This window comes from Actinosynnema sp. NPDC023587 (assembly GCF_040640215.1).
GTDB lineage: Bacteria > Actinomycetota > Actinomycetes > Mycobacteriales > Pseudonocardiaceae > Actinosynnema.
Genome location: NZ_JBFABG010000006.1, coordinates 181,323 through 208,309, shown reverse-complemented (window position 1 = coordinate 208,309; position 26,987 = coordinate 181,323). Strand labels below are relative to the sequence as shown.

At 71.9% G+C, this 26,987-nt stretch carries 23 protein-coding genes; 14 read left to right on the top strand and 9 right to left on the bottom strand.

What is annotated here, in order from left to right; translation table 11 throughout:
- The first annotated feature begins 8 nt into the window (after positions 1 to 8).
- From AB0G01_RS18600 to AB0G01_RS18570, 7 genes are all read left to right on the top strand, one after another.
- Positions 9 to 3,011: a hypothetical protein gene (locus AB0G01_RS18600; RefSeq protein ID WP_360946942.1), complete on the top strand. Its 3,003-nt coding sequence runs from the start codon at positions 9 to 11 to the stop codon at positions 3,009 to 3,011.
- Positions 3,008 to 5,749: a hypothetical protein gene (locus AB0G01_RS18595; RefSeq protein WP_360946940.1), complete on the top strand. Its 2,742-nt coding sequence runs from the start codon at positions 3,008 to 3,010 to the stop codon at positions 5,747 to 5,749. Before AB0G01_RS18600 ends, AB0G01_RS18595 begins: the two co-directional genes overlap by 4 nt.
- Before the next feature lie 128 nt (positions 5,750 to 5,877).
- Complete coding sequence (locus tag AB0G01_RS18590) at positions 5,878 to 6,228, top strand: hypothetical protein (protein WP_360946938.1); 351 nt, start codon at positions 5,878 to 5,880, stop codon at positions 6,226 to 6,228.
- A gap of 12 nt (positions 6,229 to 6,240) precedes the next feature.
- Entirely contained in the window at positions 6,241 to 6,495 is a 255-nt protein-coding gene (locus tag AB0G01_RS18585; protein WP_360946936.1) for a hypothetical protein, read from the top strand.
- Positions 6,492 to 7,322, top strand: coding sequence for a hypothetical protein (locus AB0G01_RS18580; protein WP_360946934.1), 831 nt, complete (start codon positions 6,492 to 6,494; stop codon positions 7,320 to 7,322). The genes AB0G01_RS18585 and AB0G01_RS18580 overlap by 4 nt, the downstream gene beginning before the upstream one ends.
- A gap of 1 nt (position 7,323) precedes the next feature.
- Positions 7,324 to 8,307, top strand: a complete 984-nt coding sequence (locus tag AB0G01_RS18575) for a hypothetical protein (protein WP_360946932.1) — start codon at positions 7,324 to 7,326, stop codon at positions 8,305 to 8,307.
- Positions 8,304 to 8,624, top strand: coding sequence for a hypothetical protein (locus AB0G01_RS18570; protein ID WP_360946930.1), 321 nt, complete (start codon positions 8,304 to 8,306; stop codon positions 8,622 to 8,624). The genes AB0G01_RS18575 and AB0G01_RS18570 overlap by 4 nt, the downstream gene beginning before the upstream one ends.
- 1,070 nt (positions 8,625 to 9,694) lie before the next feature.
- Here AB0G01_RS18570 and AB0G01_RS18565 read toward each other — a convergent pair.
- Positions 9,695 to 10,171 carry an Lrp/AsnC family transcriptional regulator gene (locus AB0G01_RS18565; RefSeq protein WP_360946928.1) on the bottom strand — a complete coding sequence of 159 codons (477 nt, stop codon included), beginning with the start codon at positions 10,169 to 10,171 and terminating at the stop codon, positions 9,695 to 9,697.
- A gap of 121 nt (positions 10,172 to 10,292) precedes the next feature.
- Here AB0G01_RS18565 and AB0G01_RS18560 point away from each other — a divergent pair, with 121 nt between their 5' ends.
- Genes AB0G01_RS18560 through AB0G01_RS18545 form a run of 4 tightly spaced genes read left to right on the top strand, consistent with a single transcriptional unit; the run spans position 10,293 to position 14,224 of the window.
- The gene (locus AB0G01_RS18560) at positions 10,293 to 11,360 is read left to right on the top strand and encodes a thiamine pyrophosphate-dependent dehydrogenase E1 component subunit alpha (RefSeq protein ID WP_360946926.1); all 1,068 of its coding nucleotides are present in this window, start codon (positions 10,293 to 10,295) and stop codon (positions 11,358 to 11,360) included.
- A gap of 29 nt (positions 11,361 to 11,389) precedes the next feature.
- A complete protein-coding gene (locus AB0G01_RS18555) occupies positions 11,390 to 12,370 on the top strand; it encodes an alpha-ketoacid dehydrogenase subunit beta (RefSeq protein ID WP_360947392.1) in 981 nt (326 codons plus the stop codon).
- Positions 12,363 to 13,643 (top strand): dihydrolipoamide acetyltransferase family protein, encoded by a 1,281-nt coding sequence (locus tag AB0G01_RS18550; protein ID WP_360946924.1) that lies wholly within the window; start codon positions 12,363 to 12,365, stop codon positions 13,641 to 13,643. The genes AB0G01_RS18555 and AB0G01_RS18550 overlap by 8 nt, the downstream gene beginning before the upstream one ends.
- A 26-nt stretch (positions 13,644 to 13,669) precedes the next feature.
- On the top strand, positions 13,670 to 14,224 hold the full coding sequence (locus tag AB0G01_RS18545; RefSeq protein ID WP_360946922.1) for a GNAT family N-acetyltransferase: 555 nt from the start codon (positions 13,670 to 13,672) through the stop codon (positions 14,222 to 14,224).
- On the opposite strand, the gene AB0G01_RS18540 is transcribed toward AB0G01_RS18545, so the two are convergent.
- A complete protein-coding gene (locus AB0G01_RS18540) occupies positions 14,214 to 14,516 on the bottom strand; it encodes a hypothetical protein (protein WP_360946920.1) in 303 nt (100 codons plus the stop codon). The genes AB0G01_RS18545 and AB0G01_RS18540 overlap by 11 nt on opposite strands.
- 146 nt (positions 14,517 to 14,662) lie before the next feature.
- Here AB0G01_RS18540 and AB0G01_RS18535 point away from each other — a divergent pair, with 146 nt between their 5' ends.
- Complete coding sequence (locus AB0G01_RS18535) at positions 14,663 to 15,277, top strand: histone deacetylase (protein ID WP_360946918.1); 615 nt, start codon at positions 14,663 to 14,665, stop codon at positions 15,275 to 15,277.
- 27 nt (positions 15,278 to 15,304) lie between these two features.
- Here the strand turns inward: AB0G01_RS18535 and AB0G01_RS18530 are convergent, their stop codons facing one another.
- Genes AB0G01_RS18530 through AB0G01_RS18515 form a run of 4 tightly spaced genes read right to left on the bottom strand, consistent with a single transcriptional unit; the run spans position 15,305 to position 20,173 of the window.
- The gene (locus tag AB0G01_RS18530) at positions 15,305 to 16,348 is read right to left on the bottom strand and encodes a GDSL-type esterase/lipase family protein (RefSeq protein WP_360946916.1); all 1,044 of its coding nucleotides are present in this window, start codon (positions 16,346 to 16,348) and stop codon (positions 15,305 to 15,307) included.
- A 6-nt stretch (positions 16,349 to 16,354) separates the two neighbouring features.
- Positions 16,355 to 16,999, bottom strand: coding sequence for an ATP-binding cassette domain-containing protein (locus AB0G01_RS18525; protein WP_360946914.1), 645 nt, complete (start codon positions 16,997 to 16,999; stop codon positions 16,355 to 16,357).
- Positions 16,996 to 17,682 (bottom strand): ATP-binding cassette domain-containing protein, encoded by a 687-nt coding sequence (locus AB0G01_RS18520; protein ID WP_360947390.1) that lies wholly within the window; start codon positions 17,680 to 17,682, stop codon positions 16,996 to 16,998. Before AB0G01_RS18520 ends, AB0G01_RS18525 begins: the two co-directional genes overlap by 4 nt.
- Before the next feature lie 34 nt (positions 17,683 to 17,716).
- A complete protein-coding gene (locus AB0G01_RS18515) occupies positions 17,717 to 20,173 on the bottom strand; it encodes an ABC transporter permease (protein ID WP_360946912.1) in 2,457 nt (818 codons plus the stop codon).
- A gap of 208 nt (positions 20,174 to 20,381) precedes the next feature.
- Between AB0G01_RS18515 and AB0G01_RS18510 the strand changes: the two genes are divergently transcribed.
- Entirely contained in the window at positions 20,382 to 21,950 is a 1,569-nt protein-coding gene (locus AB0G01_RS18510; RefSeq protein ID WP_360946910.1) for a cellulose binding domain-containing protein, read from the top strand.
- 433 nt (positions 21,951 to 22,383) lie between these two features.
- Here AB0G01_RS18510 and AB0G01_RS18505 read toward each other — a convergent pair whose 3' ends face one another.
- Positions 22,384 to 23,292: a helix-turn-helix transcriptional regulator gene (locus AB0G01_RS18505; protein ID WP_360946908.1), complete on the bottom strand. Its 909-nt coding sequence runs from the start codon at positions 23,290 to 23,292 to the stop codon at positions 22,384 to 22,386.
- A 313-nt stretch (positions 23,293 to 23,605) separates the two neighbouring features.
- Complete coding sequence (locus AB0G01_RS18500) at positions 23,606 to 24,598, bottom strand: XRE family transcriptional regulator (RefSeq protein WP_360946906.1); 993 nt, start codon at positions 24,596 to 24,598, stop codon at positions 23,606 to 23,608.
- 222 nt (positions 24,599 to 24,820) lie between these two features.
- Between AB0G01_RS18500 and AB0G01_RS18495 the strand changes: the two genes are divergently transcribed.
- Positions 24,821 to 25,609 carry an AfsR/SARP family transcriptional regulator gene (locus AB0G01_RS18495; protein WP_360946904.1) on the top strand — a complete coding sequence of 263 codons (789 nt, stop codon included), beginning with the start codon at positions 24,821 to 24,823 and terminating at the stop codon, positions 25,607 to 25,609.
- 644 nt (positions 25,610 to 26,253) lie between these two features.
- Here the strand turns inward: AB0G01_RS18495 and AB0G01_RS18490 are convergent.
- A complete protein-coding gene (locus tag AB0G01_RS18490) occupies positions 26,254 to 26,874 on the bottom strand; it encodes an L-threonylcarbamoyladenylate synthase (protein ID WP_360946902.1) in 621 nt (206 codons plus the stop codon).
- Positions 26,875 to 26,987 lie beyond the last annotated feature (113 nt).

The following is a 26,987-nucleotide window of genomic DNA, read 5'->3' as shown; positions in this document are numbered from 1 at the left end:
GGTGAGCGGTGAACACCGTCGAAATCGTCGTCACGGGCAAGGACAAGTTCTCCGCCACCCGCGACGCGATCGTCAAGAAGGTCGAGGGGATCAAGTCCGCCGCCGACAACGCGGCCAAGTCCGTTGGTGCGGTCGAGAAGGCGGCGGCCAAGCCTTCACCGGCCGCGATCGACAGGCTTTCTCAGTCGCTGGTCCGCGCCGACGCCAAGGCCTCCGCCGCCGCTGACGGCCTGGAGCGCGTGGCCGACACCGCGGCGAAGACGGACCGGGTGGCGGACTCGCTGGACGAGGCAACCGCGGCCGCCGAGCGCCTGGTGGCACGGGTCGCCCGGCTCGGCGACGAGACCGCGTCGGTTGCGGAGCGGATGCCACTGGGCCTGGTGTTCCGGGACGCGGCCCGCGAGTCCGGGGCGGCGCTGGACGAGCTGGTGCTGTCGCTGTGGCGGACAGGAAGCGAGGCCGGCGAGGCGCTGTACCGCGGGCTGCGGCTGGACCGGTTGCAGTCCCGGATGCGGTCGGTCGGCCAGGTCATGGCCGAAGCGCTCGACCGCGGCTTGGAACCCGCGCGCCGGCTGCGGGCCGTGCTGCTCGGCGCGGCGAGCTCGGCGTCGGATGCGTGGGACCAGGTCGCGGACGCGGTCGACAGCGCAGCCGCGGCATCGGTGCGCGCTGCGGCGGTGATCGGGTCGACCTGGATGCTCACGGTCCGGCGCGTGCGCACGTCGGCCGCCGAGGCGAAAGCGGCGGTGGTCAACGCGTGGGACGACGCGATGGACCGCGTCCAGACGCGGGCCGCCGCTGCCCGCATGTTCGTGGTGGACACGCTCGATCGAATGGCCGACCGCGTGGCAGTCAGGGCATCGCGCATCGGCGACGCGATGGAGGACGCGTTCGACCGCGCTATGGCACCGGCCCGGATGTGGGGTGCCCGCACGGTCGAGGTTGCGGACCAGGTCGAAGCGGCCTGGACGCGCGCCACCGTCCCGGTTGTGCGGTTCGGGCGCGCGGTGCTCGACGTCTCGGCCGAGACCGCGCGGCTGACCGGCAGGGTCGTCGGACCGTTCGGCCGCGTCGCGGTCGCGATCGGCGACGTGCTCGGGGACGCCGGGCGGCGCGGCGGCCAGGCGTTGTCACGCGGCATCGACGACTCGCTGGACCGTACGCTCGCGTCGGTCAAGTTCTGGTCCGGCCACGTCGTCGCGCTGGCGCGTTCGACGTGGGAGTCGGCGGGCGAAAAGGCCGACGCGATGCGGAAAGGGTTCGGGCGCGCGAAGGACAAGACCATCTCCAGTTTCACGGAGATGGCGGACAAGATCACCGGATCGCTGCCGAGGGCACTGAACAGCCCTGCGCTGATGGGCGCGATCGCCGCTGCGGGACTGCCTCTCGGAGCAGCGGCGGGCGGCGCGATCGTGTTGGGGTTCGGCGGTGGATTGGCTGCGCTCGGCATGGTCACCACGGCCAGGACCGCTGAGGTTCGCACGGCGTTTCAGCGGATGAGCGACGACGTGAGCGGCAAGTGGGCGGGCATCGCCGAGCCGTGGCGCAAGACCATGGTGAACGTGTCCGAGCACATCGGCGACGCGTTCGACAAGATATCGCCGCGCCTGTCCAGGTCGTTCGACACTCTTGCCCCTGCGGTGTCGCGGTTCTCAGGAAAATTCTTCGATGCGTGGGCTGGCTTCGACCTCGAACCGCTGAGTCGCGGCGCGTCGCGCGTCATGGACGACCTCGGCGGCCGGATGCCCGGCATCGTGGACAGCCTCTCGGAAAACTTCGACGAGCTCGCCGAGTCGATCGAGCGGAACCCGAAGGCGCTGGGCCAACTCGTCGAGGCGGGGACAGGGTTGGCTGGCCACCTGATCGGCGACCTGGGCAACCTCAACAGCGAATTCGGCGCGATCGGTGAAGAGATCGAGATGTTCACCAACTTCTTCCGCTACGGGAAGTACGAGGTGAACGCCGAAATCGGCCTGACAGCGGACGGCGAGTCGATGATCGTGACCAGCGGGCGAATCGACGCGATGTTCAAGGACATCGCGAAGGGAGCCGCTGCCACCGGGCGCTCGACCTACGATGCGAAGACCGCGTCCGAACAACTGGAGAGCGCGTGGCGTGCGCTGGCGGACGCCGGCGACGACCTCGCCGAGCGAGGATCGGGCATCCAAACCCTGCTGGACCAGATCGCGGGCCGCACCCCGTCCTACGAGGAAGCGACCCAGCAGATCAACGACGGCATCCGGGGCCTGTCGGACACGTTCTCCGACGCCACCAACCACGCGGACGGATACGGCAACGCACTGGTCGGAGCGGACGGAAAAGTCAATACCCTGACCAAGAACGGATCCGATCTCCAGGACACGATCATCAATCTGCAGAGCGGATTCTCCAACGCTGCGGCTGCCGTCCGGGAGTTGGAAGATGCGGGCTGGTCGCATGACGCCGCCGTGCTGAAGGTGAACACCGACATGATCGAGCAGTACAACCGGTTGGTGGCTGTCGGCCAGATCATGGGCCTGACCGAGACCCAGATGGAATCGCTGCTCGGTGTGTACGGGCTTACGCCGAAGTCCCTCGACACGATCGCGAGACTCGACGAGAACGGCGTCCCGCAACGGCTGGACGCCATGGCCCGGAATCGGACGGTCACCTACACCGCGCAGTACGTCGACTACGGCAATCCCAACACTTCGCACGACAACTCTCGCAGATCGAACACCGGGTGGGGCGTCGGCGGCTACGCACACGGTGGCGTGTCGGGCGGAGGCTGGACGACGGTTGGTGAGCTCGGGCCCGAGCGAGTGAAACTCACGCCGGGCGCACAGGTGCAGCCCTACACCGAGTCCCGCCGGCAGTTGGAGCCTGCGGGGATGACTACGGGAGGCAGCAGCGCAGGGTTCACCTTCGATTTCGCCAACATCGGCCGCGCGGGCGGCTTGGACCGGCTCTTCATCGACTGGCTGAAGAACATGGTGCGGTCCCGCGGCGGCCAGCCGGAGGTGTTCGGATGAGCTTTCCTGCCACCGCACAAGATCTGATCGCCGAGCTGCACCTGGCCGGTGGCTGGCGCGACGTCACCGGCCACGTGTTGCAGCGCGGGGGCCTCAACATCCAGCGCGGCCTCAGCTCGGAGGACAACACCGGCTCTGCCAGTACCTGCGCGTTCGAACTGGACAACACGAGCCGCGACTACAACCCCCGGAACCCGGTCGGCCAGTGGTTCGGATCCATTGGGCGCAATACCCCTTTCCGTCTCTCCCTCGGACTCGGAACCGACACGTTCACCCGCACCGTGTCCAATGGTTGGGGAACCTCGGAAATCGTCCACAATGGCTCGGCACTGACGTGGTCCTCGACCCGGAACTCCGGCACGGCCGCAGACCACGCCGTGTCCGGTGGCAAAGCCACGCACACCATCAGCGGGACGGTCGCGTGGCGCGCGGACTACCTCGGCTCGGTCTCACGATCACGAGTCGACGTCGCTGTCTCGGTCACGTTGTCGGCCTCCGACGTGACCGGCGGAGATCTGGAGCCCGCGAACCTCCTGCTGGGCGGTGTATCCACAGGCGACTACCACATGGTCCGCGTGGTGATCACGACCAGCGAGGCCGTCACGGTCCGGCTCATGCACGCCGACGGCACCTCCTACTCGGACACGGTCACGGTGCCCGGCATCACCTACGTCGGCGGCATGACGTTGCGCGTGCGCGCCCAGATGGAGGGCGCGGGACTGCGCGCGAAGGTGTGGAACATCGCCGCCGGCGAGCCCGCAGGTTGGCACGTGAGCGCCGGTGTGGGGTCGAAGGGGCCCGCGCGTCGAGGCTGGGTCGGTGTGCGCAGCGGTGTCGGCGGCGGCAACACCAACGTGCCGGTGACGTTCTTCTACGACGACGTCGCGATCCGGAGCCCGCGGCACGCTGGCGAGGTGCCGACGTGGGAGCCGCACCGCGACGGCACGGGCCAGGACAGGTACGTGCGGGTCGAGGCATCGGGCATCCTGCGCCGGCTCAGCCAGGGCGAGAGTCCGCTCCAGTCGGCACTGCGGCGCGCCTCGGTGTCGGCGGGGGCGGTGGCGTACTGGCCGTGCGAGGACGGCTCGGAGGCGCGGGAGATCGCCTCGGCGCTGGCTGGTGATGAGTCGTGCCGGATCACGGGGAGTCCGAACCTGGCCAGCAGCACCAGCTTCGCCTGCTCAGACCGGCTCCCGGTGATGAGGGACGGGTCGTTCGACGCATGGACGACCCCGTACCCGGCGACCGGCCAGCTCCAGATGCGGTGCCTCTTGGAGATCAGCGTGTCGGACCCGCCGGTCAACGACGCGATCATCGCGCGCCTCTACACCTCCGGCAGCCTGTTCTGGCAGGTCGTCTACGGGACCGGCGGAACCCTGAGGCTGGAGGGCTGCCGGGATGAGGCCACCATCCCGGTGAGTTCCGGTTCGGTCCCCTTCGGGATCGACGGCAAGTCGATCCGCGTCTCGGTCGAGCTGACCCAGACGGGAGCGGACATCGAATGGGACCTTGCATACCTCGAAGTGGGGCAGTTCACCGGCTTCGTCTTGTCCGGCACCGCCACCGGGTACACGCTCGGCGCTGCCACCAGAGTATGGGTCGCACCGCAGCGGAACCTCGACAGCACAGTGCTCGGCCACGTGCTGGTGCAAAACCAGATCACCGGCTTGTTCGACTTGAAGGCGCAGCTCAACGCGCACGTCGGAGAGACGGCTGTCGCCCGGACCACGCGGCTCTGTGCGGAAAACGCGATCCCGGTCATCACGCACGGCGACGCGGCCTACAGCACGGCCATGGGAGCGCAGTCGGTGAGCACCCTGCTCAACCTGCTGGCCGAGTGCGCCCGCGCCGACGCCGGAGTACTGCACGAGGCCGCAGGGGACGTGGCCCTGTCCTACATCGCCCGCGACTCGCTCTACAACCAGCCGGCTGCGGTGACGATCGACTTCGGCGGCCACGAGCTCCAGCCCGGATGGGAACCCCGCGAGGACGACCGGACCACCCGCAACGACGTATCCGTGCGCCGGCGCGACGGCTCGTACGCGCGTGCCGTGCTGGAGACCGGACCGATGTCCACCGCGCCGGCAAGCGAGGGGGGCGTGGGCCGGTACGACACCGACGACACGGTCAACGTGGAGCACGACGGGCTGCTGGCGGACCTGGCCGGATGGGCTCTGCACCTCGGCACTGTCGACGAGCCGCGCTACACCTCGATCAGGGTGCTGCGCGAAGCATCGAGCGTGGCCGCGAACGCGACGCTCTCCGATGCGCTGCTGGACCTCGACGTCGGCGCGCGCGTCGTGGTGACGAACGTGTCCTCGGCGGACATCTACGACGACGTGACCCAACTCGTCGTCGGCTACGAGGAGTACATCGGCCGGTTCCAGCACCAGGTCGCGATCACCGGCCGGCCGGAATCGCCGTACCACGTAGTCGATCTGGATGACGGCGAACTCGACCGGTTGGACTCCGACTCGTCGAGGCTGGCCGAAGACCTCGACACCATCGAGACCGACATCGACGTCGTCACAAGCAACCCGACCGAACTGTGGACCACCAGCGCGGCCGATTGCCCGTTCGACATCCGCATCGGCGGCGAGGTCATGACCGTGACCGCCGTGTCCGGCAGCTCGTCGCCGCAGACCTTCACGGTGCTGCGCAACGCGAACAACGTCGTGAAGACCCACCAGGCGGGCGCGGGCGTGCGTCTTGCCCAGCCGAGCTACCTGGCGTTGTGAAGGGGGAGTAGACCATGCCGATTCCTTCAGGGGCCAGGCTCACATCAGGGCGCGCCAACGCTCTTGGGCGACTGGTCGCCCAGACCACGTGGACGACAGACAGCAGCACGTTCACCACGTCCGAGGTGATGGTGCAGTCGGTGCCGTTCACTGCCACGGCGGGCGTCTACTACTGGGTGCTGGTCGACGCGGGATGGACCTGCTCCAGCACCGGCACCGCGACGTGGCGCATCCGCGCGACCGGCGGAGCGTCGGTCACCACGAGCGGGTCCCAGAAATACATCCGGAAGAGGCGCGTCCACACCGCCGGAGCGTTCGACTTCCTGGAGGTCAAGAGCCAGGTGTTCGCCGACATTGTGCCCTCTGGCGGCCAGATCACCGTCGGCCTGTCCGGGTCATCGGATGCCGGCACCGGGAAGCTCATTGCCGCCTCGGACAACGTGGGCTGGATGGGCGTGTTCGCCGTGGGCTTGTCGTGAGGGGAGGTGTGAGTGGGTGACATCGCGGATCTGCTTCAGGCGATCGGTGCTGTCGTCACCGCGCTCACCGGAGCAGGAATGGCGGCTTGGGGGGTGGTACGCACCCGCCGGGAGCGGCCAGCGGCTGCACAGGCTGGCGCGGAACGGGTCGCCAAAGCGCTCGCCGACGCGGCGGCGGACGGAGAACTCACCGCCGAGGAGATCGCTGAGGCGTTGCGGCACATCCAGCCAAATCCACCGGCCGAGGACGGAGTTGATCCGGCGTGACCACTGAGGACCGGTTCGCCGGCGTGGTCGATGAGGCCGCTGACCAGGCCGCCGAACAGACACGCGACCACAAGGGCCCGTGGTGGATCGCGGCGGGGTTCGGGCTTCTGCTTGCCGGCGTCGTGTGGCTCTCCTGGCACACCGTCCACCAGTCGGCCGAGATCAGCCACCTGGATGAGCGGCAGCGCACGGCAGCAGATGCCGCCCACCAGTTGGCTGACCAGGTGCGTTCGCTGGGCGGTACTCCAGCGGTGCAGCCTCCGGCGGTCGGCGAGCAGGGAGAAACGGGTCCTGCAGGGCGGGGCATCGCGTCCACGTCGATCGTGGCCGGCCGGCTGCTGATCGCCTACTCCGACGGCAGCACCGAGGACAAGGGCGCGGTGGTCGGCGCGGCAGGCCCGGTGGGCGCGCCAGGTGTCGACGGCGCGCCGGGCCGCGGCGTTGTCGGTACCGCGATCCTGGCTGGCCGCCTGATCCTGTCCTACTCGGATCAGACCACTGAGGACGTGGGCCAGGTCGTGGGTACGACCGGCGCGGACGGCGACGACGGCGCGCCCGGCCGCGGTGTCACCAGCGTGGCCGCACTCGACGATCGCTTGATCGTCACCTACACCGACGGCACGTCGACGGACGCCGGGCCGCTTCCTGCCGGGCTGGCGGGTCGCGGCGTGCAGCACACCGCGGTCATCGACTGCCGGTGGCGGGTGACTTACACCGACGGCACCACTGAGGACGCGGGCGTGGCATGCACCACCCAGACCGTCACGCCACCGCCCTCCACCACGGCGTCGACTCCGACGCCGCCTCTACGACCTCTCGGGAGGTGACATGCGCACGATGTACGACAGCACGCGGCCGTGGGAGATCCCGGCCGGTGCCGAGATGGTGGCCGGCTACGTAGACGGCCGGTGGGCGTGGTCCCAGGAAGCGTGGGACCGGTTCCGCAACGCGATCAAGGTCAGGATCAGCGCCGTCGGCGCGACGCACCACGCCGAGGTCTTCGACGTCGAGCCTGGGTGTATCTGGCCGCCGGAAAACGTGGTGCCGCTGGTGGTCCGTGCACGGGCGGCCGGGATCGACCCCACCGTCTACTGCAACCGACGCAACCACTGGGCCGGGGTGCGCGCCGTGTTCGACGCGGCAGACGTACCGCAGCCGCACTACTGGGTGGCCGAGTACGACGGCGTCGCCGAGGTGCCCGCCGGATCGGTCGGGAAGCAGTACCGCGCGCCGGAAGCGTCCGGCAAGGCCAAGAGCCCGGCGCACTACGACATCAGCAGCATGGCCGACTACTGGCCAGGCGTGGACGAGGAGGACAACATGCCCAGCGCACGCGAGATCGTGGACGAGTTGCTGGCGCGGCCCGTGCAGTTGTGGGCCGGACAGGAGGTGGCGATGGTCAACCTCCTGCGTGGTGCGCAGGGGTACGCACACACCCTGTACGACGTGCTGGTGCCGAACGGGGACAACTTCGGTTCGCCACTGTTCACCGACAACCCCAACACCGAGCAGGCCCGCACCGTCAGGCTGCGGGACTTCTACCAGGAGCTCCGCGACGGCCAGGCCGCCAGCGCGGCGCGCGAGTCCGCGGCGCAGGTCGCGCTGGAGCGGGTTCTGGTTGCGCTGGCGACGCAGAACGGCGGCGAACTGGACGTGCCCGCACTCCTGGCCGACGTCCGCCAGGCCGCAGAGGACGGGATCGAGACCGGCCTGCGCGACCGCGTGGTGTCGGTCGACGTCTCCGTGCGCGGGCCCGTGATCGACCCCGCCACCGGCCCGGTGGCGGCGAACACCTTGGAGGTACCGGCATGACCGCATCCGTTGACCAGCGCCCGCGCCCGATCCGCGACGCGTTCCGCAGCATCGGCTCCGCGATCGCGCTGCTCGGCTCCGTCACCACCAGCCTGGTCGGGTGGGGAATCCTCACCCAGGTCCAGGGCGACGCCGTGACCGGCCTGCTCGGCGCGGTGCCCGGCGCGGTCACCCTCGTGACCACGGCGCTGGCCGCGTTCGGCGTGCTGCGCCGCGCCGAGCCGCTCGTCACGCCGATCGCGGATCCGCGCGACGACGCCAGCCGCGCCCTGGTGCCCGCCGACGCTGGCCCGGACAGCATCGCGGCGGCCGGTTGACCCATCGCCGTCCGGTGTCCTGCCGGCTCTTCTAGATACAGAGAGGTTCGGTGCGTGAGCGGCGCACCGAACCTCTCCCGCTTATCTACCGGCCGCAGGCGAGATCATTGAGAACTCGCGCTGTGATTCCATCCGATGACCTTTCGTCGGACGGCAGCATCGGCTTGCCGCTCATGCCGATGTAGTCGCCCATTTCCCACAGGCGCTGCCCGGACTTGCAACTCCGGGAGATGCCTGTTCGCTTGCTTCCGGTGTCATCAGTGCATCCGTTGTCGATTAGATCGTCGGTGATGGGTGCACTGTGGTAAACGACCCGAGCGCATTCTCCCGCCGTCGTCGCTGTTGTTGGCACAGTCGAAGTTGCCGTGGAGGGCGTTTCGGCGGTGCACGCCGTCAACATCACGAGCACAATGGGGATGGGGATGACGGCTCTGGCAGGCTGCATCAGTACCTCCGGCGACGAATGATGCCGTGAAGTGTGCCAGGCCCTCGCTATCTCGTAGAGGCGTCTGCGAGTGCTCGTCGGACACACAGGGCGAACGCGAGCGTCTGCGAGGCGTTGAGCAGCGGAGCTCTTCCGTCGGGGGGTGTCAGGATTTTGACTGCCCCGTCACGCGTTGCCGCTGCGCCGAGCCTCAGTGGGGCACCGTCAGCATCGGTGCAGTCGATCAAGTGGCTTGCCATTATCTCTGGCCCGGACTCCATTCCGCTCCCCTCCTTACCCGCGCGGGCGCTGGCATGCGGAGCCTGCGCCACTGCGGATACCCAGAGGAGAGTATGCGAGTTTGGTCCGTTTGGGGTACTAGTCCATATGAGTGAAGTTCGCGTCTCAAATGGGACGGCGGGCGAGAAACTGGCGATAAACCATGCTGGGCGGGGAGGGGCTGGCCGGGGCGAGAAGGGGCCCGCCCCCTCAGGGATTGCTGGTCAAGGGGGCGGGCGGGGGCGGGTAGGGGCCAAGAGGGGCTAGTTGATCAACCTCTGATTTGCTGGACCCAGAACTTCGGCTGGTAGCACCGCCGAGCGGAACCGGGACCGGGGGCGCGGCCGAGCCCCCGGTCCCGCCGTGGTCAGAGCTTGGGCTGGTGGCCGTCGGTGGGCAGTTCGTCCAGGATCAGCACGGTGTGGCTCGACGTCACGTCCGGCATCGTCTGGAGCCGGCTGAGCACCAGGTCGCGCAGGCTGTGCGCGTCCGGCGCGCGCACCAGCAGCACCAGGTCGTAGTCACCGGACACCAGCGCGCCGTGCCACACCTCCGGGATCTCCAGCACCCGTTGCCGCACCGCTTTCCACGAGTGCTGGCTGATCTTCAGGTACACGTAGGCCGAGATGCCGAACCCGTAGCGCTCCGGGTCGACCACCGCCGTGTAACCGGTGACCACGCCGTCCCGGTGCAGCCGCTCCACCCGGGAGTACGCGCTCGCCCGCGAGATGTGCAGCTTCTCCGCGAGCGCCCGCATCGACAGCCGGCCGTCGGCGCGCAGCTCCTCCACGATGCGCCGGTCGGTCGCGTCGAGCGGTGCCGGGTGTCCAGGGCTGGGCGTCATGTGGCCGACGATAACCCGTTCGCGCGTCAATCCGTCCAGAATTCCACCTCGGATCTGGATCTTTGGCAGGTGTGACGCGGACCATGCGGGTGTCCGGTCACGCCGAGCATCGGAGGAGCCCGTGGTCGCCACCAGGGAGCGGTCGTTGCTGCCGACCGAGGAGCCGCTGTCGTTGCTGCGCAAGGACGGCGCGCCGGTCACCGACTCGCCGCTCGCGATGCCCGACGACGAGGTGCTGCTGGAGCTGCACCGCCGGATGGTGATCGGCCGGCGCTTCGACACCCAGGCCACCGCGCTCACGAAGCAGGGCCGGCTCGCCGTCTACCCGTCCTCGCGCGGCCAGGAAGCCTGCGAGGTCGGCTCCGTGCTGGCGCTGCGCACCGAAGACTGGCTGTTCCCCACCTACCGCGACTCGGTCGCGCTGGTCACCCGGGGCGTCGACCCGGGCGAGACGCTGACCCTGCTGCAAGGCGGCTGGCACCTGGGCTACGACCCCTACCAGCACCGGGTCGGGCCGCAGTGCACCCCGCTGGCCACCAACACGCTGCACGCGGTCGGGTTCGCGCACGCCGCGCGCGTCAAGGGCGAGGACACCGCCGCCCTGGTGCTGCTCGGCGACGGCGCGACCTCCGAGGGCGACACGCACGAGGCCCTCAACTACGCCGGGGTGTGGCACGCCCCCGTCGTGTTCCTGGTGCAGAACAACGGCTACGCGATCAGCGTGCCGCTGTCCAAGCAGACCGCCGCGCCCACGCTGGCCGCCAAGGGCGTCGGCTACGGCGTGCCGTCCGTGCTGGTCGACGGCAACGACGTGGCCGCCGTGTACGCCGTGGTCCGGGAGGCCCTGGAGTCCGGCGGGCCCACCCTGATCGAAGCCCTGACCTACCGCATCGAGGCGCACACCAACGCCGACGACGCCACCCGCTACCGCACCTCCGACGAGGTCGCCGCGTGGCTGGACCGCGACCCGGTCGACCGGATCGAGGCGCACCTGACCGCGCGCGGCCTGCTCGGCCCCGCGCGCAAGGCCGAGATCGCGGCCGAGGCCGAGGACTTCGCCGCCTCCGTGCGCGCGAAGCTGAACGTCGACCACGAGTACGACCCGGCCACGCTGTTCGAGCACGTGTACGCCACCCCCACCACGCACCTGCGGGAGCAGGCGGCGGCGCTCGCGGAGGAACTGGCGTGACGGCGTCCGTGGCGGGTACCAGCCTGTCGATGGCGGGCGCGCTCAACCGGGCGCTGGCCGACGCGCTGGAGGACGACCCGAGCGTCCTGGTGTTCGGCGAGGACGTCGGCCCGCTCGGCGGCGTGTTCCGGGTGACCGACGGGCTCGCCGCGCGGTTCGGCGAGACGCGCGTCTTCGACACGCCCCTGGCCGAGTCCGGCATCGTCGGCACCGCGATCGGCATGGCCATGAACGGGCTGCGGCCCGTGGTCGAGATGCAGTTCGACGCGTTCGCCTACCCGGCGTTCGAGCAGATCACCAGCCACCTGGCGAAGCTGCGCAACCGGACGCGCGGGAACGTGTCGCTGCCGGTGGTCATCCGGGTGCCCTACGGCGGCGGCATCGGCGGCGTCGAGCACCACTGCGACTCCTCCGAGGCGTACTACACGCACACGCCCGGCCTGACCGTCGTCACGCCCGGCACCCCCGACGACGCCTACCGGCTGCTGCGCGACTCCATCGCCTCGCCGGACCCGGTGATCTTCCTGGAGCCCAAGCGGCGGTACTGGACCCGGGGCGAGCTGTCCGACGTGGCCGTGCCGATGGACCGCGCGCTGGTCCGCCGCACCGGTTCCGACGTCACGCTGATCGCGTACGGGCCGATGGTCGCGACCGCGCTGGAGACCGCGGCGGCGGCGGTCGAGGAGGGCTGGGACGTCGAGGTCGTGGACCTGCGGACGTTGTCGCCGTTCGACGACGAGACGGTGGGCGCGTCGGTGCGCAAGACCGGCCGGGCCGTCGTGGTGCACGAGGCGTCCGGGTTCGGCGGGTACGGGGCCGAGGTCGTGGCCCGGGTGACCGAGCGGTGCTTCCACCACCTGCACGCGCCCGTGCTGCGGGTGACCGGGTTCGACATCCCCTACCCGCCGCCGAAGCTGGAGGAGCACCACCTGCCGAGCGTGGACCGGATCCTGGACGCGGTCGCGCGGCTCCAGTGGGACGACGAGGTCGTGAGGGGGTACGGTGCCTGACTTCCGGCTGCCCGACCTGGGCGAGGGGCTGACCGAGGGCGAGATCGTCACCTGGCTGGTGGCGGTGGGCGACCACGTGTCGATCGACCAACCCGTGGTGGAGGTCGAGACGGCGAAGGCCGTGGTCGAGGTGCCCTGCCCGTACGAGGGCGTGGTCCGGGCCCGGTTCGGCGAAGCGGGGGAGAAGCTCGCGGTCGGCTCCGTGCTGCTGTCGGTGGGCGCGGAGGAACCGGCCGGGACCGGCTCCGGCAACGTGCTGATCGGCTACGGCACCTCCGACCCGCCCCGCCGCCGCCGCGCCGACCGCCGCCGCTCCGGCCGAGCCGCACCCGCCGAGCCTGTACCTGCCCGGCTTGTACCCGCCCAGTCCACATCCGCCCAGCCCGCACCCGTCGAGCCCGCACCCGCCGAGCCCGCCCGGGGTGGTCCGGTCGGCCTGGCCCCGGCGGTCATCTCGCCGCTGGTGCGGCGGATGGCGCGGGAGAACGGGCTGGCGCTGGCGGGCATCGCCGGCAGCGGCCCCGGCGGGGTGATCCGCCGGGTCGACGTGGAACGCGCGCTGTCCACCCGGCCGGCCGCGCCCGGGGTCGAGCGGCCCGCCGCGCCGGGTCGGCGCATCCCGTTGACGGGCCTGCGCGGGCTGGTGGCGGAGAAGCTCGCCACGTCGCGGCGCGAGATCCCCGAGGCCACCGTCTGGGTGGACGTCGACGCGACGGACTTCCTGGCCGCGCGCGCCGCGCTGCCGTCGGTGTCGCTGCTCTCGCTGCTGGCCCGGTTCACCGTGCTGGGGCTGAAGAAGTTCCCCGAGCTGAACTCCCGGGTCGAGGGCGACGAGGTCGTCGTGCTGGACGAGGTCCACCTGGGTTTCGCCGCGCAGACCGACCGGGGCCTGGTGGTGCCCGTGGTCCGCGACGCGCACACCCGCACCACGGCCGACCTGGCCGCCGCGATCACCGACCTGGCCACGTCGGCGCGCGAGGGGAAGATCGCCCCGGCGTCGCTGACCGGCGGGACGTTCACGGTCAACAACTACGGCGTGTTCGGGGTCGACGGGTCGGCCGCGATCATCAATTACCCGGAGGCGGCGATCCTCGGCATCGGCCGCATCGTCGACCGGCCGTGGGTGGTGGACGGGCGGTTGGCGGTCCGCAAGGTCACCCAGTTGACGCTCGCCTTCGACCACCGGGTGTGCGACGGCGGCACGGCCGGCGGGTTCCTCCGGTTCGTCGCCGACTGCGTGGAGTCCCCGATCACGGCGCTCGCCGACCTCTGAGCGGGCATCCTCGTAGATTGGTACCCGTGACCGCACCCGCCTACCCGATCCGCACCGAACGCCTGCTGTTGCGCCCCTTCACCCCCGCCGACCACGCGGCGCTGCACTCGTGGCAGTCCCGCCCCGACGTGGTCCGGTACCTCTACGGAGAGGCGAAGACACCGGAGGAGACCACGGAGAGCCTGGCGAACAAGGCGTCGATCACCTGGCCCGCGAAGGAGGGCGAGCACCTGGTGCTGGCCGTCGAGCACGACGGCCGGGTGATCGGCGAGACCGTCCTGAAGTGGCTGAGCGAAGAACACCGCCAAGGTGAGATCGGCTACATCTTCCACCCCGACCACCACGGCCGCGGCTACGCCACCGAAGCGTCCCGGGTCATGCTCCGGCTCGGGTTCGAGAACCTGGGCCTGCACCGGCTCGTCGCGTCGTGCGACGCGTCGAACGCCGCGTCGTGGCGGGTGATGGAGCGCCTGGGGATGCGCCGCGAAGCGCACTTCCGGCACGCGGAGATCTTCAAGGGCGCGTGGGGCGAGGAACTCGTCTACGCGATGCTGGAGGACGAGTGGCGCGCTAGCCGGTGATCTTCTTCACCAGTTGCTCCTTCACCGCCTTGAGCTCCTTCGCGCCCAGGACGGGGAGCAGGACCTCCAGCTTCTCCAGCGGCACGGTGTACAGCTCGGCCAGGTCCGGTTCGACCTTCGAGCCGCTGACCTTGGCGCGCGCGATGAGCGCCCTGGTGGCGCGACCGGTGCCCGCGTACTGGGCCACCAGCACGACGACCTTGTGCGCGCCGGTGTTGCCGCTGCTGAAGCTGTTGCTGCTGAAGTTGAGGTGGTAGACGTGGCCGTCGTGGACTTCTTCGGGCTGTGCCATGCGGTGGTCGCCTCCGGGGTCGTGGGCGGGTCGCGGACCACCCTGGTACGCCGGGCGGGCGGACGTGGCCGGGTCGCGACGAGTTCAGCCATCCGGCGCAGTCCCGTCGTGCCGGAGCCGGGATGATCGGCGGTGGAGGTCCGGGGATGGGCTACGTCTGGTACGTCGGCTACGGGTCGAACCTGCACGCCGACCGGTTCGACTGCTACCTGTCGGGCGGCACGCCCGACGGTGCGGCGCGCGGCTACCCGGGCTGCCGCGACGTCAGCCCGCCGCGCGCCGTGCGCCCGGTGACGGCGGCGGGCGGGATCTACTTCGCGACCCGGTCACCGGTCTGGGGCGGCGGCCGGGCGTTCTTCGACCCCGACCTGCCGGGCACGGCCGCCCTGCGCGGCTACCTGATCACCACCGCCCAGTTCGCCGACGTGGTCGAGCAGGAGATGTACCGCGAACCGGGGCCGGAGATCGACCTCACCGCGGTCCTGGCCACCGGCCGCGACCAGCGCGGCCCCGGCCGGTACGACACCCTGCTGCACCTCGGGGACGTCGCCGGCCACCCGGTCCTGACCTGCACCGCGCCCTGGTCGTCGGGCGACGTGGAGCACACCGCGCCCTCGGGCCCGTACCTGAGGGTGCTCCGCGACGGTCTGCGCGCCGCGCACGGCTGGTCCACCGGCGACGCCGCCGCGTACCTGGCCGACCGCACCGCGTTCTGGACCCGGGCGGAGATCGAAGCACTCCGGGGAAGGTCGCGGCGCTGAACCGCGTCCCCCCGGAGGCGACCGGACCTAGTCGCCGTCCGGCGGCACGGGCCTGAGGTTGCCGTCGCGGTCGGCCACGCACGACGCCACGCGGGCCGACGTGCCGAGGAACTCCGTCATGCACCGGCCGAACTGCTCGTGCCCACGGGCGTTGGGGTGGAACGACTCCTGCAACGCGTGCCGCGCGCGGACCTCGTCCCGCAGGCCGTCGAAGTCGACCATCAGCCGGGTGAACCACTCGCGCTCCGGGTTCTTCCCGCCGGCGCACGCCTCGTGGTCCGCCCCGGCCCGGGACAGGTCCAGGAACCGCGCCCCCACCGAGGACGCCGCCTCGCGCAGGCCCGCCGCGAGCTCGCCCACCGCCTCGTCGCGCACCCACTGCAGATCGTCCGTCCGCAACGGACACCCGGCGAGGTTCTGGAGGTCGAAGGGCAGGTCCGGGCCGACCGGGGCCGCGTAGGACTGCACCACCAGCGTGTACGACAACGGCGTGTACCCCTCGTCGTGCAGCACCTGGCGGATGTCGCGCAGGGCCTGGCGCACCTTGGGCACCATGCGGTCCACGCGCTCGCGCCACTGCTGGGCCAGCCCCGTCGCGCAGTCCGCCCGCTCGAACCACGCCCGCAGGCACGCGCCCAGCACGTCGCCGAACTTCGGGTCGTCGTTGGCACCCGTCGCGACCACGACCGTCGTCACCCGGTACTCGCGGGCGATCCGCGCCAACTGCCGCGCCTGCGAGATCTCGGTGTTGTTGGTCCCGTCGGTGAGGCCGACCTGTTCCGAGCTCGACCCCGAGCACGCCAGGTTGAACACTTTCTCGACGCCGGCGACCTTCGTCCGGTGCACCGACGCCTTGGTCGAGCGGTGGCACCAGTTGTCGTTCTCGCCGTCCGTGCCGGGCTCGTAACTGCCCGCGCCCTCGCCGGACATGGTGCTGTCGCCCAGCGCGACCAGCGCGGCGGGTGCGTCCCGGTTGGGGCCGAGCGGCTCCCGGAGCGGGGAGTCGGCCACCATGAGCAGCACCGCCAGCAGGGGCAGCACCAGGGCGAGGGCGACGAGACGGCGGAGCATCGCGGCCTATCCTACGGACACCCGCCCCGCCGAGAGGACCACCGTGCGATCGGCCGCCCGGTGCACCTCCTCGTGGTGCGTGGCGATCAGCACGGCCGCGCCCGCGTCGGCGGCGCGGCGCAGCACCCGCACCGCCACGGGCGCGCTGACCTGGTCCAGGTGGGCCGTCGGCTCGTCGGCGAGCAGCACCTTCGGCGCGCCGATCACGGCCCGCGCCAGCGCGGCCCGCTGCTGCTGGCCGAACGACACCTCGGCGGGGTAGCGGTCGGCCAGCCCGCCGATGCCGAGTTCCGTCAGCAGGGCGGCGACCCCGCCCACGTCCGCGCCCCGGCCGCCGAGCCGCAGCGGCAGCGCCACGTTCTCGGCCAGCGTCAGCTCGCCGGCCAGACCCATCGCCTGCGGCAGCAGGGCGCACAGCCGCCACGCCGGGGGAGCGGTCAGCACCTCGCCGCACAGCTCCACCGTGCCGCCGTCGGCCCGGTCGAACCCGGACAGCACGCTCAGCAACGCGCTCTTGCCCGACCCGGACGGCCCGGACAGCGTCACCAGCTCGCCCGCCGACACCGCCAGGTCGACCCCGCGCAGCACGTGGACCGTCCCGCCGGGCTGCGCGAAGGACCGCCGGACCCCGACCGCCCGCAACGCCGTCATGCCGCCAACACCCCGTTCCGCAGGTCGAACCTGGTGTCGGCCAACGCGATCAGCCGGGGGTCGTGGGACGCGACGACCACCGGCACGCCGCGCTCGGCGAGGTCCGCCACCGTCTCCAGCACCAGGTCGGCCGAGACCGAGTCGAGCTGCGAGGTCGGTTCGTCGGCCAGCACCACGGACGCGCCGCGCGCCAGCGCGCAGCCGAACGCCAACCGCTGCTGCTGACCGCCCGACAGCGCGCTGACCCGCCAGTCCGCGGTGTCCGGCAGGCCGAGCTGGGCCAGCAGTTCGCGCACCGCCGCCGCGCGGCCGGACGCCTGGGCCGCCGCGCGCAGGTTGTCGCCCGCGGTCAGGTGGCCGACGAGGTTGTCGGCCGGGTTCTGGAACACCAGCGCGATCTCGGTGCGCCGCAACGCCCGGCGCGCCTTGGCCGACAGCCGCGCGGTGCCCCTGCCGCGCAGCTCCACGCCGCCGGTCGTGGGCCGCTCGACCAGGCTCAGCACCCGCAGCAGCGTCGACTTGCCCGAGCCGGACGGCCCGGCCAGCACGGTGATCCCGCGCGCGGGCACGTCCAGCGTCACGTCCGACACCGCGTTCACCGACCCGGCGGGCGTCCGGTACTCCACGCCCACGCCGTCCAGGCGCAGCACGTGGTCCGCGCGGGCCGGTCGCTCGCCGTACAGGTCGGCCACGGCCGCCTCCCCCTCCTCGTACCGGTCAGCCACGGATCAGCTCCCCGATCCGCGCCGAGCGCACCGCGCGCACCGCGATCCACGCCGCCACCAGCACCACCAGCGCGCTGCCCACGACCGTCACGCCGAGCAGCGGCAGCACTTCGGGCAGCTCCGGGGCCGGGGTCAGCCGGGGCGCGGGGTCCAGTCGCGGCACGGCGTACCCGCTGCCGACCGCGCTCGCCGCCGACCCGACCACGACCGCCGCCACGGCGAGCGCGCCGAGCTCCAGCAGGTGGCTGGACAGCAGCGCGGAGGGCCGCAGCCCCATCCGGGTGCTGAACGCGGCCGACAGCGCGTTCTGCCGCCGCCGCACCTCGATCGCCAGCAGCAGCGCCATCGCCGCGACCACCGCGAGCACCGCGCCGATGGCGGCGACGAACCCGAACGTCCACTGGATCGTCAGGAACGGCAGGCCCGCGATCGCCCGCGACTTCTCGACCCCGTTGCGGTAGGTGATCCCGCTGTCGGACAGCGCGTCACCCACCTCGCGCAGGGGTTTCGCGGACCACACGTACCAGGAGCCGACGTCGGACGGGTCGGCGATCAGGTCGCGCGGCACGACCCAGCCGGACGTGCCCAGCTTGGGGAAGGACGCCAGGTGCGCGGCCGGGGCCAGGCGGGGCAGGCCGGGCAGCGCGATCTCGCCCTCGGCGGCGCTGCCGATCCGCAGCGGCCGGTCGAGCAGCGCCGGGTCGAAGTCCTGCGGGAACGCGCCGTCGCGGAACGTCGCCGGGTCCACCACCAGCCCCACCCGGTCGTGGAGCTCGCTCACCCCGACGACGGTGGAGTTCCCGCGCAGCGCGGCCGGCAGCTCGATCAGGTCGGACACCCGCACGACGCTCTCCGCGCCGGTGTACATGCCGGACTTGACGTCCAGCGCGGTCTTCTGCGACCCCGCGATGCTGGTGCCCACCGCGATCGTGCCGACGGCCAGCACGCCGACCAGCAGCACGCCGGTGACCGGCCCGGCGGCGGCGGCGAGCCTGCGCACGGCGAGCTGGGCGGCCGGCCTGGACCAGAGCGACACCCGGTGCGACGCCTTGAGCGCCCAGCGCGCCACACGGGCCGCGACCAGCGCCGCGGTGAGCACGACCAGCAGCGGGAACGCCAGCGCCGCCGCGTCGATCCGGGGCAGCCCGCCGATCTTCGTCGGCGAGGACAGGCCGCTGTCCTGCACGCGCAGCCACGCCCACACCGCGAGCCCGGCGGTGGCCAGTTCCCACGGCACGGCGGCCAGCACGCGGCGCGCCCGGTTGCCGGTGGTGGACGCCTGGAACACGCGGTGCCCGCGCACCGCGGCGGTCGCCCAGGTGACCACCAGGCTCAGCGCGACGACCACGAGCACGGCCAGCGCCCCGGTGACCGAGGTCCCGGGCGGCAGCGCGGTCGAGGGCGCGTAGACGGGCAGCAGCAGCCGGGCCACGCCCCACCCCAGCAGCCCGCCGACGAGCAGCGGCAGGCCGAGTTCGAGCAGCGCGCGACCGCCCAGCGCCGCCGGGCCCGAGCCGCGCACCCACAGCAGCCGCAGTTCGGTGTGCCGGCGCTGCGCCCACTGCACGGTCACCGTGGCCACCCCGGCCAGCCCGATCAGCAGGCTGATCAGCGTCAGCGGCAGGATCGCCGCGCGCACGTTGCGCGCCGTCTGGCGGGCGTTCTCCACCGGCAGCACCAGCGGCGACATCACCCGGATGCCCATGTCGTCGTACTCGCGGACCCGGGCGGTGCCGGCGGCGAGCAGGTCCTCGGCCTCGTCGACGGTCTTCGGGACGGCGCTGGGGAACCGGACGGTCACGTCGACGACCGGGGTCAGCTCGGGCGGCAGCGCGTCGAACGACGCGGCGTCGGGCACCCACACCACGGACGTCGGCATGTCGGTGTCGCGCCGCATGGTGTTCGGGACGACGTAGTGCCGCTCGGAGCACCACCACGCGTCCAGCGGGTCGCGCACGTCGGCGTAGATCGCGGTGACCGGCGGCAGCCTCCCGCCCATGCCGCGCTCGCCGAGTCGGAGGTCGGTGGTCAGGGCGATGCTCCTGGGCACCCACAGCCCGTCCTCGCCGCCGCCTTCGAGGACGTCGAGGTGGTCCGTCGCACCGGGGCGGAACCCGAACTTCGCGTAGGTCTGCCCGCCCCCGAAGTCGGTCCGCGCCTCGCGGGTGTAGGCGGCGGGCAGCACCGGCTGGTCGCCGGCCGACTGGCGGACGGCGTCGAAGAACGGCGTGACCTGGTTCGCGGGGAGGTCGACTTCCAGCGACGGGTGCAGCGACTCGGTGCACAGCCGGTCCTGCTGGTAGTCGACGGCGGCACTGCCGGAGGCGGCCGAGTGCAGCACCGCGGCGGCCACCACGAAGCTCAGCAGGAGTGCCGTGACCAGGCTGACCACCAGGGTCAGCGGGCTCGACAGCGCGGCGCGCGGCGCGGCTCTCCACGGGATCTGCACCCTGGGAACGGTAACCGGCGGTTGCTGATCACCGCGTGATTTTCCCTACTTTCGTATGGTGCCGGGGCCTTCCCACCGAGAGTAGTCGCGCGATCACACCGTTTCGCCGGACGATCTGCGGTTTCGGCCTCCGCGCCTTGACACCTCGACTGTGGTCTAGTCCAATTTTGTCCACCTGGAGGCCGCCACCGCTAGGAGGCATACGACGATGTCGCGCAGAGTCCTGTTCGCCAGGGTGTCGGCGGTGGCGGCCCTGGTGGCCGGTGCCGTCGCGGTGGGGCTCGCCCCCGCGTACGCCGCCTCGGCCACCGCCACGTTCACCAAGACCCAGTCCTGGGATTCCGGCTACACCGGGCAGTTCTCCATCAAGAACGAGACCAGCACCGCGATCGGCTCGTGGAAGGTGGAGTTCGACCTCCCGTCCGGCACGACCGTCGGCGCTTACTGGGACGCGTTGCAGACCAACGCCGGTGGGCACTACACGTTCACCAACCGGAACTACAACGGCAGCATCGCGCCCGGTGCGGCGGTCACCTTCGGCTTCAACGCCTCGGGCACGGCCGTGCCGGTGAACTGCAAGCTCAACGGCGTGCCCTGCACCGGAGCGCCCACGGTCACCACCACGACGTCGACGACCACGAGCACCACCACGAAGACGACCGGCCCCACCACGAGCACGAGCACCAGCACCACGACGACCACCCCGACCACGACCACGACCACGACGACACCCACCACGACCACGACGTCCACCCCGCCGGTCGGCCTGCCCAAGCGGGTGCTGGTCGGCTACCTGCACGCGAGCTTCGCCAACGGGTCGGGCTACACCCGGATGAAGGACGTCTCGCCGGACTGGGACATCATCAACCTGTCCTTCGCCGAGCCCACCTCGGTCACCTCCGGGGACCTGCGCTTCCAGCAGTGCCCGGTCGCGGAGTGCCCGAACGTCGAGCCCGAGGCCGAGTTCATCGCCGGCATCCGGGAGAAGCAGGCCCAGGGCAAGAAGGTGCTGATCTCGATCGGCGGCCAGAACGGCCAGGTCCAGCTCACCACCACGGCCGCGCGCGACGCGTTCGTGCGCAGCGTCGGCGCGATCATCGACCGCTACGGCCTGGACGGTCTCGACGTCGACTTCGAGGGCCACTCGCTGTCGCTGAGCGCGAACGACACCGACTTCCGCACCCCCAGCTCGCCGGTGATCGTCAACCTGATCTCCGCGCTGAAGTCGCTCAAGGCCCGCTACGGGTCCAAGTTCGTGCTCACCATGGCCCCGGAGACGTTCTTCGTCCAGCTCGGCTACCAGTTCTACGGCGGCGGTTCCGGCCAGGACCCGCGCGCCGGCGCGTACCTGCCGGTCATCCACGCCATGCGCGACGACCTGACCCTGCTGCACGTCCAGCACTACAACTCCGGCCCGATCATGGGGCTGGACAACCAGTACCACTTCATGGGCGGCAGCGACTTCCACGTGGCCATGGCGGACATGGTGCTGGCCGGGTTCCCGGTGAAGGGCGACACCACGAAGTTCTTCCCGGGCCTGCGCCAGGACCAGGTGGCGATCGGCCTGCCGGCGAGTGTCAACGCGGGCAACGGCTTCACCTCCGTCGGCGACACGCACAAGGCGCTGGACTGCCTGATGAAGGGCACGAACTGCGGGCCCTACAAGCCGAAGGCGACCTACCCCGAGCTGCGCGGCCTGATGACGTGGTCGATCAACTGGGACAAGTACAACGGGTACGAGTTCTCCCGGTCCCACCGGGCGTACCTGCCCCGCTAGCACCGGTCCGCGCGACCGGTCGACGGGAGCGGCGAGGTCGACCCGCCACGGCGGGCGGCCTCGCCGAGCCCCCCGCGAGGCTCGCGGGGGCGTCCGGAGTTTCTTCAGAGCACGGCGTTCCCGGGCCGGACGGGAGCCGCCTACAGTTCGAGCCGACCGGGGAGGGCCGCCAGATGACGATCGCACCGGCACCGCCCCGATCGGGCTCCCGGCGGGCCTCCCGGTGGTCACGGCCCCGCGAGTCCTCCGCGAAGGCGTTGCGCCGCAACGCCTTCGCGCTCGGAGCCGCGCCGCTCCGCGCCGCCCGCGTCCGGTCGCGCGTCGCTCCCCGCATTCTCCACCACGGCCCGGCTGACGCTCCTGGTCGCCGGGCCGGTGGTGGACCCCACGTCCGGCCCCCGGCGGCGGTCGCGCCGGACGGGCACGGCGGTGGCTAGTCCCAGCTCCACTGGATGCCGTACTGACCCGGCACCGGGTCGAGCGTGATGAACTGGAACGTGCCGGCGGCCCGGTCGAACGCCACCTCGCCCCGCTTCTCCACCGGCATCGCGTTGCGGGGCCGGAAGAAGCCGTTGCAGTGGCGCGGCAGGTGGTCGGGGTCGAACGCGATCTGGAGCACCAGGTCCCGCGCCGGCCGGTAGATCGCCAACTGCGCGTGCCGGTCGGTCTGGCCCGGCGGGAACCGCACGCCGAACTCCACGGCGGCCAGCTCGCCCGCGTCCAGCGGCCGGTCGAGCGCGAACTCGAACGCGCACGTCGAGGACGGCACGTCGGCGCGGAAGCGGGTCGGCCGGCACCCCTCGGTGAAGGTCACCCCGGGCGGCTGGTTGAGGCTGGAGCAGCGGGTGACGAAGAGGAACCGGGTCGTGCCGTCGTGGTCGGCGCGGATCAGCCGGCGCACCCGCATCGACTCCTCGTGCCCGTGCCCGTCGACCCGGTAGGACACGTGCTGGGAGAGCCGGTGCGGCGTGTCCAGCTCCTCCGGCGTGGCGTCCACCTTGGCCAGGGCGCGGGCCACCGACTCGGGGCGGTCCCACACCTGGTCGAACGCGATGGTCGGGCCGGGGCGGTGGGTCCACCGGCCGCGCGGTCTGCGCGGGCCGAGCAGGGCGGTCAGCGTTTCCGGCGGCTGGCCCAGGATCGTCTCCAGGGCGCTCACGGCGGCCAGCGAACTGGCCCGCTCCGGTCGGTTCTCGCCGTTCTGCCAGTAGCTCAACGCGCTGATGCTGACCGGGGTCGACCGCTCGCGCAGCCGCCGGCTGATCTCGTTGAGGCTCAACCCGCTGCGCTGGATCGCGGCCCGCAGCGCGCCGCTGAAGTCAGCGGGCATCGTGGTGGTCATGACGGCCCCTTCGGTAACGCGCAGGGTGCGTTCGGGGAACAACTACCGCCCGGCAGCCTACCTCTCCGGCCGGGTCACGGGGAATTCCGAGAACGATTACCGGCATTCCCCGACGGGCGCGCCGAACGTTCCCACCGGGCCGCGACCGGTGCCGCACCACCATTCCCGCCCGGTCCGCACCGCCGGAAATTGGTCTCGACAAATTATGTCGGAATGGCCCGTCGGGTGGTTTCCGAATCGAATCCGCACACCCGCACGGGCCGTCGCCCCATGATCGAGCCCGGTGGTCGGGCGCGGTGGTCGGGCGCGGTGGTCACATCCGGTCGACGTGCTCGATCAGGAACTCCTGGTCGGCCTTCCCGGTGCACGACGCCTGCGCCAGCTCCGCGCCGTGCGCCACGTCCGCCGGCCCGCCGAGCACGCCCACGCACTTGCCGCTGTGCACCGGCCGCAGCACGAACCCGCGCGGCCGGGGTGCGGACACCGCTTCGAGCAGGAACCGCTGGTGCGCGGCCCCGGTGCAGCGGTCCGGCGCGAGCAGCGCCTCGTCGTCCAGGTACGCGCCGTCCACGGACAGGCAGCCCCAGCCTTCCTCCGGGTGCTGCCACTTGATCAGGTAGACGCCCTCGGACACCGCTTCCAGGTAGGTGTCGGGCACCACCCCCTCGCACGGCCGCTGCACGGCCAGCGGGCGGTCCGTGCGCTTGTTGCGCTCCCGCCCCTCGCCGACGCAGAAACCCCGGTCCTCCACGTGCGCCGGGCGCAGCAGGTACCAGCCGTTCGCGGGCGGGTCCTCCAACGCGCCCGGCCGGACGACGAACGCCGTGATCATCGCCGCCACCGCCACGAGCACCGCGACGGCGGCCACCAGCGGCCACCGCCCGCGCCGCCACCGCGACTCCGCGACCACCTCGACGTCCGATCCGGCCACGCGCTCCACGACGGGTTCCTCTGCGGGCTCCGCGACGGGCTCCGCGACGGGCTCCGCGACGGGCTCCGCGACGGGGTGGGCGGCGGGTTCCATGGCCAGCCGCCGCCGCGCCCGCACCCAGCGCTCGGCCTCCGCGTCGGCCAACCCGCACGCCCGCGCGTACGCGGCGACGAGCTGTTCGCGCGGCAGCGTCGCGCGCCCCAGCATGGTCGCGGTGGTGCTCGACGGCAGCACGTCACCCGCCGCCTGCGCCCTGCCCTCCAACTGCCGGTAGGTCGACCCGGACCACAGCCGCAGTCGTTTCATCGCGGCGACGAACTCGGCGGCGGTTGTCGCGTCCTCGGGCCGCGGCGGCCCCGCCCGGTGATCATCCACGCACCCAGCCTGGTCTAGCCGGCGGCGGCCCTCCATCGGCGGTTCGGTCCACCGCGCTGCTGCGAGTGCCGCACGCGCCGGGTGCCGGCACCGGTCCGCCCCGTGCGGCAACACCGGTCACCCAGGCCGAACACCGGCCCCTGACCGGCACGAACATCCCCGAACAAGCTCGAACGGCGGCGGACACCCCGGCCCGGATATACCGGGGAGGGGAGGTGGGGCATGACGGTGGAGATCCGGTTGCTCGGCACGGTCGAAGCGGTGCTGGGAGGGCGGCGGACGGACCTCGGGCACGCCCGGCAGCGGTGCGTCCTGGTGGCCCTGGCGGTCGAGGTGAACCAGCCGGTGACGTTCGACCGGCTCGTCGCGCGGGTCTGGGGGGACCGGCCGCCGCACCGGCCGCGCGCCGCCCTCTACGGCTACCTGTACCGGCTGCGGCGGGCCCTGGCCGACGCCGACGGCATCGCGCTGGTCCGCCGCACCGGCTGCTACGAACTCGTCGCCGACCCGGACGCGGTCGACCTGCGGCGGTTCGAACGGCTCACCGCCGCCGCCCGCCGGCCCGGCCCGGACGCCGACCGGCTCGCCGGGTACGACGACGCCCTGTCGCTGTGGCGCGGCGAGGCGTTCGCCGGGCTGGACACGCCGTGGCTCGCCGCCGTCCGCGCGGCGGCCGAGCAGCAGCGGTACCTGGCCGAGACCGAGCGCACCGACACCGCGCTGCGCCTCGGCTTGGGCGCGGGCGAACTGGCCCGGCTCACCACCCGCGCGGCGGACCACCCGCTCGACGAGCGGGTCGCCGCCCAGTTGCTGCTCGCCCTGCACCGCGCCGGCCGGACCGGCGAGGCCCTCGCCCGCTACCAACGGGTCCGCCGGCTGCTCGCCGACGAACTGGGCACCGACCCGGGACCCGCGCTGCGCGCCGCGCACCGGCAGCTCCTCCAGACCCCGCTCGACGCCAGGGCGCGCCGCCGACCGCCCGCGACCACCTCCGGGGACCCGAAACGGTGAATTCGCCCGGGTGGTCCCGGTGGCGGACGAACCTGTCCACCCGCCGCGCCGCAACGCCGTCGCGTGACGCATCCCCGTCGTCCCGCCCACTCGACCTCCCCGTCGCCGTGACCACCCTCCGGTTCGCCGGTGCGGGAAAAGTCGAGCGGATCTCGAATCCGCTGGTCACCCGTCTGTGCGACGCCGCGTGGCCGCACTCGCCTGAACGGCCTAACGTCAGCGGTGCGAACCAGGAGGGGAGCAGCATGACCAGGACGTTCCGCCGCACCGCCGGCCGGGAGCACGAGGGCTGGTCGGGCTCGGGACACACGGGGCGGACCGCGGCCCGCCCGTCGCCGGACGCGCCATGTCCGGCTTAACGTACGGGGGTGTGCCGTGGCCGGCTTAAGAGTGCGGGGGTGCGTTGGGCCGCAACGCGCCCCCGGAACCGACTACCGCACCCGAACACGGCACCCCGAGACCGGGGTGGCCCAGCCGGCGGCAGCCACCGGACCGTGGCACGAGCAGCCGGTGCCGACCCACACCGCCGTTCCCCGCGGCCGTGGGAGGCCAGGACACCGACGTCGCACCGGGCACGTGCCCGGTGCGACGTCGTCATGCGATCAGCGCCGCCCTGGGCGCTGCGGTCCCGCGCGGTCGACCGGTCACTCGAAGCGGCCGGGGTCGCCCGCACCGCGGCGGACGATCTGCGGCTCGCCGTCGGAGAAGTCGATGACCGTGGTCGGCTCGGTGCCGCACTCGCCGGAGTCCAGGACCGCGTCCACCGCGTTGTCCAGGCGCTCCTTGATCTCCCAGCCCTGCACCAGCGGCTCGGCCTGGTCGGGCAGCAGCAGCGTGCTGGACACCATCGGCTCGCCGAGCTCCTCCAGCAGGGCCTGCGCGACCACGTGGTCCGGGATGCGCGCGCCGACCGTCTTCTTCTTCGGGTGCAGCAGCCGGCGGGGCACCTCACGGGTCGCCGGGAGGATGAACGTGTAGCTGCCCGGCGTCGCGGCCTTGATCGCCCGGAACACCGAGTTGTCGACGTGCACGAACTGGCCGAGCTGGGCGAAGTCGCGGCACATGATCGTGAAGTGGTGCCGGTCGTCGAGGTGGCGGATCTGCCGGATGCGGTCCAGACCGTCCTTGTTGCCCAACTGGCAGCCCAGCGCGTAGCAGGAGTCCGTCGGATAGGCGATGAGGCCGTCCGACTTGATGAGCTGCACGGCCGCGTCGATGGTGCGGCGCTGCGGGTTGACCGGGTGCACGTCGAAGTACCTTGCCATGCGCGGAGCTTAGTGGCCCCGGATTCGACGTGCGCGGGAACGCCGGTCAGGCGTGCCGGTGATCAGCGGGCGTGCGCACCGAAAGCGTTGTGGCGGCGCGGGGTCCGCCGACC